The sequence below is a fragment of the Blautia sp. MSJ-19 genome, assembly GCF_018918125.1.
Lineage (GTDB): Bacteria > Bacillota > Clostridia > Lachnospirales > Lachnospiraceae > Blautia_A.
Window position 1 is genome coordinate 41,828 of record NZ_JAHLQA010000003.1, and the last position, 12,101, is coordinate 53,928.

Annotated in this window: 11 protein-coding genes; 2 read left to right on the forward strand and 9 right to left on the reverse strand. The window is 42.5% G+C overall.

What is annotated here, in order from left to right; all coding sequences use genetic code 11:
- Positions 1-29: 29 nt before the first annotated feature.
- Together nagA and KQI91_RS00940 are read right to left on the reverse strand one after the other, a co-directional pair.
- Positions 30-1,178, reverse strand: a complete 1,149-nt coding sequence (gene nagA, locus KQI91_RS00935) for an N-acetylglucosamine-6-phosphate deacetylase (RefSeq protein WP_216391127.1) — start codon at positions 1,176-1,178, stop codon at positions 30-32.
- A gap of 31 nt (positions 1,179-1,209) precedes the next feature.
- Entirely contained in the window at positions 1,210-2,031 is an 822-nt protein-coding gene (locus KQI91_RS00940; protein WP_216391012.1) for a glucosamine-6-phosphate isomerase, read from the reverse strand.
- 196 nt (positions 2,032-2,227) lie between these two features.
- Between KQI91_RS00940 and KQI91_RS00945 the strand changes: the two genes are divergently transcribed.
- Positions 2,228-3,286 carry a LacI family DNA-binding transcriptional regulator gene (locus KQI91_RS00945; RefSeq protein WP_216391013.1) on the forward strand — a complete coding sequence of 353 codons (1,059 nt, stop codon included), beginning with the start codon at positions 2,228-2,230 and terminating at the stop codon, positions 3,284-3,286.
- 123 nt (positions 3,287-3,409) lie between these two features.
- Here KQI91_RS00945 and KQI91_RS00950 read toward each other — a convergent pair whose 3' ends face one another.
- From KQI91_RS00950 to KQI91_RS00980, 7 genes are all read right to left on the reverse strand, one after another.
- On the reverse strand, positions 3,410-4,468 hold the full coding sequence (locus tag KQI91_RS00950; RefSeq protein WP_253288308.1) for an SIS domain-containing protein: 1,059 nt from the start codon (positions 4,466-4,468) through the stop codon (positions 3,410-3,412).
- A gap of 32 nt (positions 4,469-4,500) precedes the next feature.
- Positions 4,501-5,352, reverse strand: coding sequence for a class II fructose-bisphosphate aldolase (locus KQI91_RS00955; protein ID WP_216391015.1), 852 nt, complete (start codon positions 5,350-5,352; stop codon positions 4,501-4,503).
- An 89-nt stretch (positions 5,353-5,441) separates the two neighbouring features.
- Complete coding sequence (locus tag KQI91_RS00960; RefSeq protein ID WP_216391016.1) at positions 5,442-6,452, reverse strand: ABC transporter substrate-binding protein; 1,011 nt, start codon at positions 6,450-6,452, stop codon at positions 5,442-5,444.
- Between the two features lie 118 nt (positions 6,453-6,570).
- The gene (locus KQI91_RS00965; protein WP_216391017.1) at positions 6,571-7,362 is read right to left on the reverse strand and encodes an ABC transporter ATP-binding protein; all 792 of its coding nucleotides are present in this window, start codon (positions 7,360-7,362) and stop codon (positions 6,571-6,573) included.
- On the reverse strand, positions 7,341-8,123 hold the full coding sequence (locus tag KQI91_RS00970) for an ABC transporter permease (protein WP_216391018.1): 783 nt from the start codon (positions 8,121-8,123) through the stop codon (positions 7,341-7,343). The genes KQI91_RS00965 and KQI91_RS00970 overlap by 22 nt, the downstream gene beginning before the upstream one ends.
- A 31-nt stretch (positions 8,124-8,154) precedes the next feature.
- Complete coding sequence (locus tag KQI91_RS00975) at positions 8,155-9,327, reverse strand: diphosphate--fructose-6-phosphate 1-phosphotransferase (RefSeq protein WP_216391019.1); 1,173 nt, start codon at positions 9,325-9,327, stop codon at positions 8,155-8,157.
- A gap of 376 nt (positions 9,328-9,703) precedes the next feature.
- Complete coding sequence (locus KQI91_RS00980) at positions 9,704-10,498, reverse strand: sulfite exporter TauE/SafE family protein (RefSeq protein WP_216391020.1); 795 nt, start codon at positions 10,496-10,498, stop codon at positions 9,704-9,706.
- Between the two features lie 251 nt (positions 10,499-10,749).
- Here KQI91_RS00980 and KQI91_RS00985 point away from each other — a divergent pair, with 251 nt between their 5' ends.
- The gene (locus KQI91_RS00985) at positions 10,750-11,799 is read left to right on the forward strand and encodes a LacI family DNA-binding transcriptional regulator (RefSeq protein ID WP_216391021.1); all 1,050 of its coding nucleotides are present in this window, start codon (positions 10,750-10,752) and stop codon (positions 11,797-11,799) included.
- The last annotated feature ends 302 nt before the right edge of the window (positions 11,800-12,101 follow it).

Consider the following 12,101-nt stretch of genomic DNA (forward strand, 5'->3'; position numbering starts at 1 on the left):
TCTCCTTATCTTTTATTTGCTATAATATTTTATCTCTCGATTTTTCTGCCTTTTACAAAAGTATCCACGACAGAATATTCTTTATCCAAAATTACTACATCCGCATCCCTGCCTGTATCCAGACTTCCGATCCGATCATCAACCCCCAGCATTCTGGCAGGATTGATGGTCAGAAGCGGCAGGATTTCCTCCAGGGATCTTCCGGTAAACGCAATCAGATTTTTGAGTGCCTGTCCGGTGGTCAGCGTACTTCCCGCTCTGGAATCACCGTATTTCAGTTTTGCGTCTCCGTCTTTTACAACCACTTCATTTACTCCCAGCATGTACTCCCCATCCGGAAGTCCTGCTGCCATGATCGAGTCTGTGATTGCGATCACCTTGTCCAGTCCTTTCATTTTCAGGAGAAACCGAACAGTTCCCGGATGAAGATGACGGCCGTCACAGATCGCCTCGCAGTAAATATCTGATTCCAGCACTGCTCCCATGATCGCCGGAAAATGCTGATGAAGCAGTTTCATGGCATTAAAGGTATGCGTAGCTGATACAGCCCCTTCATGGATACATTTCCAGGCGGTATCATAATCTGCACCCGAATGTCCGATCGCAACTTTCATGCCAAGATCGATCATCCCTTTTACCGCTTCCGGTACGCCTTCTACTTCCGGAGAAACGGTAATATAACGAATGTTTCCTTCTGCCGCCTCCTGATATTCTCTGAGAAGTTCCAGATCCGGAGAGATCAGCAGATGTTCCGGCATGGCTCCTTTATATTCCGGAGCAAGGAACGGTCCTTCCAGATGGATTCCGAGAAGATCTGCACAGTTTTCATGACCATCCTTCTGTGCCTTCTGATGATTCACGGCCTCTTTTATCGTCTTTAATGTCTGCTCTCTTGTATCCGTCAGTATGGAAGACAGCCAGGAAGTGGTTCCCTGTGTGGCAAAAAAATGACCGATTTTTTCAAAACCTTTCTGGTCTGCCGCATTCACATCTACCCCTGCACCGCCATGGGTATGTACATCTATAAATCCCGGAACTACATACTTTCCATCTGCATCGTATATGATATCTGCTTTTTCTCCCTCAGGTGCAGAGATCTTTCCATCTTTCAACAGGATATCCTCCTGCTGAAACACTCCGTTTCTATATACTTTTCCGTTTATGATCCGAGTATTCATACTCATCCTTCTTTCTCTGATCTGTTATCGATCAGTCCAGTGCAGCAACAAATTCTGTAATCTTCAGATTGATATCCGGATGTGTGGTAAGAAGAGAAACCGGAAACTCTGAAGTTGCCTCTCCATATGCTGTTCTTCTCACGACTGCACGATGCCAGTTTCTGAAGCATCCCAGACGGATCTTTCTGGCATGAGAAATCTCATAAATGCCAATTGTGACGCAATAATGCGGCATATCCTCCAGTGCACCGTTAAAATCTCCGATGGCATTGGCAGTTCTTGTTTCCTTTGTTATTTCAAGGACTCGTGTCTTCTGCGCAAGGAACTCTTCATTTGTAAGCGTTGGATCTGCTTCATTAAATGCAACATGTCCGTTGATTCCGATTCCTCCGAAACAGATATCCACACCACCCAGTTTTTCAATCAGTTCAGGAACATATTCCGGATGGACCGGATCAGGAAATACTCTCTGTTCTTCCGGCATTACCAGCTCCGGGCGAATCTTATCATAGACTGTGCGCTGCATAAATCCTCTGAAACTTAATGGATGATCCATGGAAACCCACTGTTTGTCATCATCCAGATATTCATCCATATTGATAAACCAGACATTTTTCAGGCTGATATTCTGTTCATTGACCATGTCCACAAAATAAGGATACTGCCCTACCGGACCTACCGGGCAGATAAATACTGTTTTTTCTCCCTTTTCGTTGTGCTTTTTGATCTCTTCCGCCATCTCCTCTGCCATAGAGCGAAAAACTGCTGCATTATCCTCCATAACGATTACCGGAAGTTTCGGACCTTTTTCCACTAACTCATCTCGTGTATAGCCATAATAACTATGTCCCATATCAACTCTCTTCCTTTCTTTTATTTTTCTTTATATTGTTATTTTCATTATAGTGAATTCTCTGTTTTTATTCAACAAAATCAACGCAAATTTGCCTTAAAATTACGCAAACGTTTTCTTTGTTTGTATTGTTTTTTCAGGAAACTTCCTGTATAATATCAGGTAAATACTTTACACAGGATCGCGGGGAATTTTTATGACATTAAAAGAAATTGCAAAGCAGGCAAATGTTTCTATTTCTACGGTTTCCAGAGTAATCAACCAGAAAAACACAAAAGCTGCAAGTCTGGAAGTCCAGGAGCGGATCTGGGAGATTGTCCGCAAAAGTGGTTATACACCAAACGCAACTGCGCGCAACTTAAAAATGGGAAAAAACTCACAGATTCAGAACACAGTACCCAAATCTATTGCGTGCATTTACGCAAGAAGTAATTCTTCTGTTTCTGATCCTTTCTTTTCACAGATTGCCAAAGCGATCGAACAGGAAGCCTTCAAAAATAATTATTTTATCCGTCATTCCTTCACCGCCATGGATATCGCCAATCCTGACATTTCCCGACAGCTCTCGCAGTTTCCGGTAGACGGTGTCGTCATTCTCGGACGTTATGAACGACAGCTTCTGCGCTTTTTTACACAAAATTACAAAAATGTCATCTATACCGGCCTGAATCCAATGGGAATCAAACATGATCAGGTCGTATGCGACGGAAGCGACATCTCCTACGAAGCAATCTCTTATCTCGCTGAACTTGGTCACACAAAAATCGGCTATATCGGTGAGCAGAACAACGAAGTTCGTTTCAGCGGTTACAAAGAGGCACTTGCCAAACTCGGTTTGCCTTTTGTACAGCAAAACACCGCAAATGTTCATCTTTCTGCGGACGGCGGCTACAAAGGTGCCAACATCCTGATGCACAACAGGTCCGACATTTCCGCAATTTTCTGTGCAAACGATACCACTGCGATCGGTGTCATTCACGCACTGAAAGAAAAAAACTTCCGCATACCCGAAGACATATCCGTGATCAGTGTCGATGACATCGAAACTGCCCAGTATCTTTCTCCAATGCTCACCAGTATCCATATTCCACTGGAGGATCTCGGCCGCATGACTGCAAAGACTCTGATCGACCGTATCAACGGAGGTCATCGCCTTCCAATGAAAATCTCTCTTCCATTTTATATTGCCAAGAGAGACAGCTGTGGCAAACTCAGCCGCAGTCGAAAGACATTTGCAGATCTGCCGAAAGAATAAACGCTTCGGCTGCTCTTTCGCATTTTTTATCTTATCAACTATAACGCAAAAACAAGACCTTCTCAGTTTCCTGTGTCGGTCTTGTTTTTTGCATAACTTTACGTATTTTCTTTATTTTCTGTTTTATTTCAGAACGATCGCCTGTGTCAGATGTCTCGGAGAGTCTGCATCCAGTCCTTTGCTTTCTGCGATATAGTATCCCAGAAGCTGTCCGACAAAACCAATGATCGCACTGTACTGCATATCATTCCAGCCTTTGTCCATAGAATATGTATAATCAGCCGCTCCGTCAAAAGTATCTCCCAGTTCACCGCCAAGAACAGCAACGGTTGCTCCGTAGCTCTTCATCTGTTCCATAAGTGCTTTGTCACCGTCTCTGCATGCTTTGTTGCTCAGGCATACGATCAGAGTATTTTCATCTACCAGACTCATTGGCCCATGACGATATTCCAGATCATAATATCCTTCGGAATTGCTGAGTCCCATTTCTTTCATCTTGTTCATGCATTCATTTGCAACGCCATAGTAAATTCCCTGACCAAGAATGACAAACAGATTGAGATTTTTGTGTTCATCCATGATTTTCTTTGACAGTTCATCCATTTCTTTCAGAACTTTTTCAGAATATGGCACATAGTCTTTCATCTGCTCGATTTCTTCTTTTTTGCCGCCCACATACATTGCCATGATCACAGCCATATACAGCATGCTTGTGAAAGAACGGGTCATGATAACGCTGTCTTCATCAGTATCTGGTGAAAGAATATAATAGTCATTATATTTTTCACTGTCTTTATCGCAGGTGATCGCAAGTGTTGTAACCTGAGGATAAGTACGGACTTTGTCGATTGCCATTCTTACTTCTGTTGTGTAGCTCTTTCTGGTGATCGGAAGAACCAGTACATTATGATCTTTGATATAAGTTTCCGGGAAATAATACAGTTCAGAGCACGGAACACCTTTTGCCGGAATTCCTGTATAACTGGAAAATGCAGCTGCGGAAGCCTGTGCAAGATACAGAGAAGTTCCGCATCCGGTAAAGATCAGTTCCTCGTATTTTTTCTCACCGAAAAATACCTGATCAAGTGTTTTGAAAATGTCATCCAGGGTATCATTTACAGCCTGAAAAGAAGCCGGCTGCTGATACATTTCTTTATAAGTCAATTCGCTGTTTTTCTTCATATTTTCCTCCATATTTATATGATTTTATTTTTTCAGGCCTTGCCTTCTGATCCTGCCAGACGGATGATCTTTTTGATATCTTCCGTCAGTGCATCGTTTGCAAACTGTGACAGTTTCCAGGAATGTCCCTGGTGGTTTGTTTTCAGTGCTTCCTGATAATGTTCTACATATTTATAACGGATCTCTGTTCCAAAATTGATCTTTGCAACGCCAAGCTGAATGGCTTCTTTGATCACTTCTTCTTTCATGCCTGTGCAGCCATGAAGAACAAATGGAATATCTGTAAATTTCTTTACTTCTTCCAGGACTTCCAGTTTGATATCCGGTTCTCCCTTGTAATATCCATGTGCATTTCCGATTCCGATTGCCAGAGAATCCGGCTGGCAGAGTTCCAGGAACTGACGTACCTGTTCCGGATTTGCCACATTTTTGTTTTCCTGCTGTACGCCTGCTTCGTCCAGTCTGAGAAGCTCTCCGATTTCGGCTTCTACCGGTACGCCAAAGCATTTTGCAGTTTTGATGACTTCATTTGTCAGCCTTGCATTTTCTTCAATTGGTTTTGTGGAACCATCGATCATCAGAGAAGTAAATCCGTTTTTGAGAGATTTCATGCAGATATCAAAACTGTCGCCATGATCCAGATGGATTGCGATCGGCACGCTGACTTTGTTTGCACACCATTTGCATACTTCTACAAACCAGTCATCTCCGGAGTAGGCACCGGTTGCCACATAATGTGCCAGGATTGCAGGAGAATGCATCTCTTCTGCTGCTCTGCAGATAGCCCAGATGATATCATAATTTCCACCCTGTGTATTCATTGCCGGTACCGCATAATGTTCTCTGCGGGCTTTTTCCAGCATTTCTTTACTTGTAACTAACATTTTCCCCTTCTTTCTCCCGGCTTTATCCGGGTTTTATTCAGAAAAAAAGCCACGCAGACGTTTCTGCCTGCGTGACCCCTTCATTATCTTTATTCAGCACAAGCCTCTTCCATTACATCAAACAGAACATAATCTTCTACAGGTGTCTTTTCGCAGTCACCGCTTTCGATAAATGTATTCTGCTGAAGTTCATAGTACTTTTTCACTTCGTCCATATGATCTCTGACGAATTCACTTGTTGTCCAGTCTGCAACATTTACCTGATCCAGAAGAGTATCTTTTTCAAGTTTGATCTTATCAGCGATCCATCCGCATACTTCATCATCATGGCTGTGGTCTGCACGATAGTCAAATCCTTTGTAAAGTGCTCTTGCAAATCTTACAAGGACATCACGGTTTTCTTCTGCATATTTCGGCATTGCGATCCAGCTTGCAAGGGATACTGTGTCATCAATAAATGTCTTGTTATCTGTAAGCTGTACACCGTCATCTCCCATTTCCTGAAGAACTTTCAGAGAGTTCGGAACCCATGTTGCGCATGCGTCAACACTTCCGGAAAGCATTGCTGTTACGATATTGGTTGCATCCATATCCATTGCTGTGATGTCATCCATTGTCATGCCGCCTTTGGCAAGTGTTTTGTTCAGAATGATCTCACTGGATGTTCCTGATGAATAAGCAACTGTTTTTCCTTTTAATCCTTCGATCGTATCTGTTCCTTTTTCTTTGCTTCCGATCACAGCATCACCATTGGAAATATGTGCCAGTGCAAAGATATCAGCTTTTCCGTTGATGCAAAGTTTATGAGCACCCTGTCCGATGTAACCTACATCGATAGATCCGGATTCCATTGCCTGGATGATAGTCGGGCCATCTGCAAATTCTGTAAGCTGTACTTCGATGTTTTCATCATCAAAATATCCAAGTTCAATTGCAGAGATCAGACCATTTAAGCTTGCATAATCAGGCATATATGCTACGTTTACTGTTACTTTTTCCGGTGTTTCTTCTGCATCTGCACTTACGGTCATTGCTCCACCACAGATTGCCATTGATGCTGCCATTGCTAATGCTGCCAGTTTTTTCCATGTTTTTCTCATTCTCTTACTTCCTTTCTTTTTCATGTTTTTCAGAGTTTTCGTTCCTTGTTGCTCTGTATTCTGAACCATCCTTTTTGGAATGGTCAAAATTCATTATTTCTGTCAGATCACTGTCGGATTATTTTCTGACCTCCAGATACTCCTGATATACCTGACTCCAGATATGGTTTTTCAGTTCCATAAATCTCGGACTCATCTTTGTTTCCTGATCACGTGGATAAGGAATATCGATATCTACGATTTCTTTGATACGTCCCGGTCTTGCACTCATGATGATAACTCTCTGTGCCAGAATGATCGCTTCATCTACATCGTGTGTAATAAAGAAACAGGTCTTTCTTTCATTTTCCCAGGTCTTCAGCAGTTCTGTCTGAAGCTGAGTTCTGGTCTGTGCATCCAGCGCACCGAACGGCTCATCCATCAGAAGTACTTCCGGTTTTACTGCATAAGCTCTTGCGATCGCAACACGCTGTTTCATACCACCGGACAGTTCCTTCGGATAATGATTTACGAAATCCTCAAGCTGTACCATTTTGATATATTTCATTGCGATTTCTTTTGCCTCTGCATCGCTTTTCCCCTGCAGTTTCAGTCCAAACATAACGTTTTTCAGAACGGTCAGCCACGGGAATAACGCATACTGCTGGAAAACCACACCTCGTTCGGTTCCGGTTCCTTCGATTTTTTTGTCATCAATATAAACAGCTCCGCTGGATGGAGTATCCAGTCCTGCGATAATATTCAGTAATGTGGATTTTCCGCATCCGGAAGGTCCAACTACGCAAATAAATTCATTCTCTTTAATATCCAGATTGACACCGTTTAATGCAGTCATCTCACCATTACGTGTCTGATAAACCTTTTTTACGTTGTCGATCTTGAGCTTTGTCACTCTCTCTTTTCCTGCCATCCTGTCAACCTTCCTTCTAAGAACTTAATAATTTTTTCCATTACCAGACCGATGATACCGATGATGATAATGTACATCAGCATGCCGGCTGTCTCAAAACTGTTTGCCAGAGAACGGATTCTCATTCCCAGGCCTGCGGTAGCTCCCGTTGTCTCAGCCGCGATCAGAGTTGTCAGTGCAACAGAAATGCCAAGACGTACAGCTGTCAGAATAAATGGTGTTGTTGCAGGGAAAATAACCTTTACAAAGATATCTCTGTCTTTTGCTCCCAGTACTCTGGCTGCTTTTACAAGTGTGTTATCAATATTTCTTACACCCTGATAGATTGTAACGGTCATGATCAGGAATGTCGCGATCCAGATAACAATGATCTGTGGTTTTCTTCCAACACCGGCAGTGATAACAACCAGCGGTACATAAGCCAGCGGTGGAATGTTACGGATAAACTGGATCCATGGTTCCAGAACTCCTCTGACCGGCAGATACCATGCCATAAGAAAGGCTATCGGTACTGCTGTGACAAATCCAAGTGCAAAACCTGCCAGAATTGAGATCATGGAACTACAGAAGTCCTGTACCAGTGCCCCGTTATCAATCATTCTTCTGGCTGCTACAAGAATGTCCGGAATAAACGGAAAACTTCGTGCTGTTTTTGGATTAATGGATAGTGCAAACCATAACAGGAGTGCTGCTGCAAGAGAGATCAATACCCATGCCCATCCCGGGATCGCCTGCAATACTCCTTTTTTCTTTTTTTCCATAGTTACTCTCCTTTCAATGGAACATCTTCATTTATTTCTGCAAATAATCTTTAAAATTCAGGAATTCCGGAAGCGGCTCTCCGATCAGAGGTCTGCACCAGTCTACGAAATCCTGCGTTACATCATTGCCTCTTTCATTAATAAAATTGTCCGGCATCTTTCGCTCATACAGCATGACTTCTTTGATCGGAACCAGTTTTGTTTTCATCTCATAACTGTTTCCCGGAATACGCTCAAATCCTACCATCACTCCACTGTGACCTTCTGCTGCACTTCTGAGTGCCATTGCCCCTGCCTGTCTTGCCTCCTCTCTGTCTACCGGAGACTGCAGTGCTACAGAAGCCCTTCCGCAAAGCCCTGGTTTTTCACTTCTTGCCTTGATTCCAAGTTCCTTAACGACCAGATTTGCCAGATGAGAACTTACATCTCCATAATAAACGGCTCTTTCTGTCTTAAAGATCGGAGGAACAATGGATTCCCCACTGGCATCATGAAGTCCCTCACTTACCAGTACTACTACGCCATTCTGTTTCTTCCATAATTTAGAGACATCTTCCAGAAATTCTTCTTCACTGAAATTTCTTTCCGGCAGATAGATCAGATGCGGAGCATCGCCCTGTTTTCTTCTTGCCAGAGCAGAAGCAGCTGTGATCCATCCCGCATTTCTTCCCATTGCCTCCATAATACATACATGAATCGGAAGAGATTTTACATCTTCTCCAACTTCCTGTGTAGCTGCTGCAATAAACCTTGCCGCGCTTCCATATCCCGGAGAATGATCGGTCATCGCAATATCATTATCGATGGTTTTCGGAATTCCTACAACTCGAATGTCCTGATCCTTACAGACCCCATAAATGTGTCCGCATGCATCCATCGTTCCGTTCCCGCCATTCAGAAGAACATATTTGATATCGTACTTCTTAAAGATATCCACCATCTTCTCATAGTCTTTTTCATACAGAGGATATCTGGAAGAACCAATCGCAGAAGCCGGTGTATGCAAAAGAAGCTTTAATTTTTCATTGTCAAATGAAGTCAAATCCATAAAAGTTTCAGAAAAAATTGCACCGGTTCCGCCGATTGCTCCATATACTTTTCCAACTTCAGGATTTCTTTTTGCTTCCTCGATCACACCGTAAAGGGATGCATTGATGACTGCTGTAGGTCCGCCTCCATGTACCACTAATACATTTTGTGACATGTTTTCGCTTTCCTTTCTACGGTTTATTGTGCATCTTACAATAAAAATACCGTTTTTTTCGCCTGTGTTTTATTCATTTTCACGTTGTACTCTAATCTTAACATATTTTTCGAAAAACAAAAGCCCAATTAACGAAAACGTTGTCTGGATATTTTGTATAATTTGTTTATATGTTTTTTGTACATTTTTTTGTATCACTTCCTCTGTTTTTTTCATTTTTACATGAATTTTTGCAAAAATAGTAAAAAGAAAGAGGTCAAAAAGACTCTTGCCTTCTTAACCTCTTCGTTTTTAATATTTTTTGCTTTATTAAGTTAGCACAATACTATATCAATTTTCCTGATTTTGCAACTGTATTTTTGCGCAAACGTTTGATTTACCATAAACGGTAAATATTATATGCACAGATGAGCATGATAATCGCCATCAGCCCGATAAACAACTTATTTACCGTCTCAGCCTCAATCTTTTTGTTGATCTTTCTTCCTGCCACTCCTCCCAGGATTCCACCGGCAACCATAAGTCCCAGCAATCCCAGTGTACATTCAGGAATCGTTCCTGTAACAATCGTGTTGATCAGACTTGTGATCTGCGAAAACAGAATAATATACAGGGAATTCTGTGCCGCAGTCTTTGTATCCATAGAAAAGAAAAAGAACAGTACAACAAGATTGATCGGTCCTCCGCCAATTCCGAGGAAAGACGAACAGATTCCAAGTGCTACTCCGATCAGTACACAGGCAGCCGCATTTTCTACATGATGTGTTTTTATCTGATCCTTCTTTAAAGTATAAACCATCGTACCAAAAGTGATCACCAGCAGGCATATCGCCTGGATAGCTCCTACTTTTTCTTTATTTCCGGAAAGATCTGACAGAAACTGGAACATCATTTTTCCTGCCACACCCCCCAGTGCAGCACCAATGGCAAGTGGTGTTCCTGTTTTCATATCTACCAGCGAATCTCCGCTTTTTTTTGCCTTTACTACGGAATAGCAGGACATGGACAATACCGTACAGCCGGACAGAAAACTGATCGATGCCACACTCAGGACCCCAAATGCATCCAGCAGCGGCTTAATCAGAACTCCTCCGCCTATCCCACAGATTGCTCCCACAACAGAAGCACAAAAACTGACTCCTAAAAAAATCAGATACAGATACACACCCATTTTTCTACTCCCCCTTGCTTCTTATCTGATGTTAAAACTTCTCTATATTTATCTTAACAATGAGAATGCAAAAAATCACTCGGTATCTCAGCAAACGTTTGCATGATCGTTGCTGCGTTTTTCAATTTTTGTCTATATTTTTGATAAAAAATCCGCTATACTTTAATTGCATCTAAGTTTCGGCATAATTGTATTAAATTAGCATTGGGATCCAAAGTCCCAATTATGATACCCAAGAAAGGAATCTTCGTATGACACTGAGAGAAATCGCAGCGGAAGCCGGAGTATCTATTTCTACTGTCTCCCGTGTTATTAACCAGAATACCAAGAGCCCTGTCAGTAAGGAAGTACAGGAACGCATTCTGGAAATCGCCAAACGGACCAATTATGTCCCCAGACATTCCAAAAAGGCATCTGCCGAGTCACCGGAACCTTCCTCTGAGGAACCGCTCCGTTCTATTGCCTGTCTCTTTGCCCGCGTACCGGTCGGAGAGTCTGATTACTTTTTTTCCACACTTGCAAAAAGTATTGAAGAAGAGGCATTCCGCCATAATTATGTTTTAAAATATACTTTTTCTGCTTTTGATATTGATGACCCATTTACGTTGCAGCTGATTGCAACAAATGAAATTGACGGAATTGCTGTTCTGGGACGATGCGACAAACATCTTCTAAAATTTCTGAAAAAACATTTTCAGTATGTTGTCTATTCCGGTCTGAATAATCTGGATGCCAAATATGATCAGATCATATGTGACGGCAGACAGATCAGTCATGATGTCGTAACCCGTCTTCTGGAACAGGGACACAGAAAAATTGCCTATATTGGGGAAACCCAGTCCGAAGACCGCTATGTCGGTTATTGTTCCGCACTGGAGGAAGCCCATATTTCTTTGGATGAATCCTATATTGCCAATATCACCCACTCTACAGAGGAAGGTTACAAAGGAGCCTGCAGTCTTCTGGATGCCGGCTGTGATGCTACTGCTTTTTTCTGTGCAGATGACATTACTGCAATTGGCGTCATGCGTGCGATCAAAGATCATGGTCTTCGCATTCCAAAAGATATTTCCGTCGCCAGCATTGACGATATCGAAATGGCACAGTTCCTGACACCAACCCTGACAACCACGCATATTCCACTTGACGAAATGGGACAGATGGCCGCAAAAGTTCTGATCGACCGCATTGAAGGCGGACATGAAAAACATCTCAAAGTTCTTTTTCCATATGATATCATCGAACGTGACAGCACAGCCGCCCCCGCCCTTCACCACACTACCCAAAATAAAGTACGGTGAATCCGGAACAAAATTAATAAACTCCAGCAGTAAAGACTGCCACCTGTGATTATCCTCTGTATCTGTCTCGCCTGAAGAACTTCGTGTAGATATCGGATTATACAGGATTTTGTGTTGATACAGAAAATGCTGCTGTCTGAGCGTTCACGCGAGTTCAGCTCTTTTCTGTATCGTTTTTAGCAAAATTCTGGTATATCCTGATATCTCAGAAGTTCTGAACTGAGACAAGTACAGAGGGTAACTCACAAAGAGCAATCTCCTGTCTGGAGTTCAATTATTTTTTATCCCTTTTCACCGGGAAT

Excerpts from the sequence above, each read along its gene's own strand:
- nagA (WP_216391127.1), bottom strand. The coding sequence starts at position 1,178 with ATGAATACTCGGATCATAAACGGAAAAGTATATAGAAACGGAGTGTTT.
- KQI91_RS00940 (WP_216391012.1), bottom strand. The coding sequence starts at position 2,031 with ATGGGACATAGTTATTATGGCTATACACGAGATGAGTTAGTGGAAAAA.
- KQI91_RS00945 (WP_216391013.1), top strand. The coding sequence starts at position 2,228 with ATGACATTAAAAGAAATTGCAAAGCAGGCAAATGTTTCTATTTCTACG.
- KQI91_RS00950 (WP_253288308.1), bottom strand. The coding sequence starts at position 4,468 with ATGAAGAAAAACAGCGAATTGACTTATAAAGAAATGTATCAGCAGCCG.
- KQI91_RS00955 (WP_216391015.1), bottom strand. The coding sequence starts at position 5,352 with ATGTTAGTTACAAGTAAAGAAATGCTGGAAAAAGCCCGCAGAGAACAT.
- KQI91_RS00960 (WP_216391016.1), bottom strand. The coding sequence starts at position 6,452 with ATGAGAAAAACATGGAAAAAACTGGCAGCATTAGCAATGGCAGCATCA.
- KQI91_RS00965 (WP_216391017.1), bottom strand. The coding sequence starts at position 7,362 with ATGGCAGGAAAAGAGAGAGTGACAAAGCTCAAGATCGACAACGTAAAA.
- KQI91_RS00970 (WP_216391018.1), bottom strand. The coding sequence starts at position 8,123 with ATGGAAAAAAAGAAAAAAGGAGTATTGCAGGCGATCCCGGGATGGGCA.
- KQI91_RS00975 (WP_216391019.1), bottom strand. The coding sequence starts at position 9,327 with ATGTCACAAAATGTATTAGTGGTACATGGAGGCGGACCTACAGCAGTC.
- KQI91_RS00980 (WP_216391020.1), bottom strand. The coding sequence starts at position 10,498 with ATGGGTGTGTATCTGTATCTGATTTTTTTAGGAGTCAGTTTTTGTGCT.
- KQI91_RS00985 (WP_216391021.1), top strand. The coding sequence starts at position 10,750 with ATGACACTGAGAGAAATCGCAGCGGAAGCCGGAGTATCTATTTCTACT.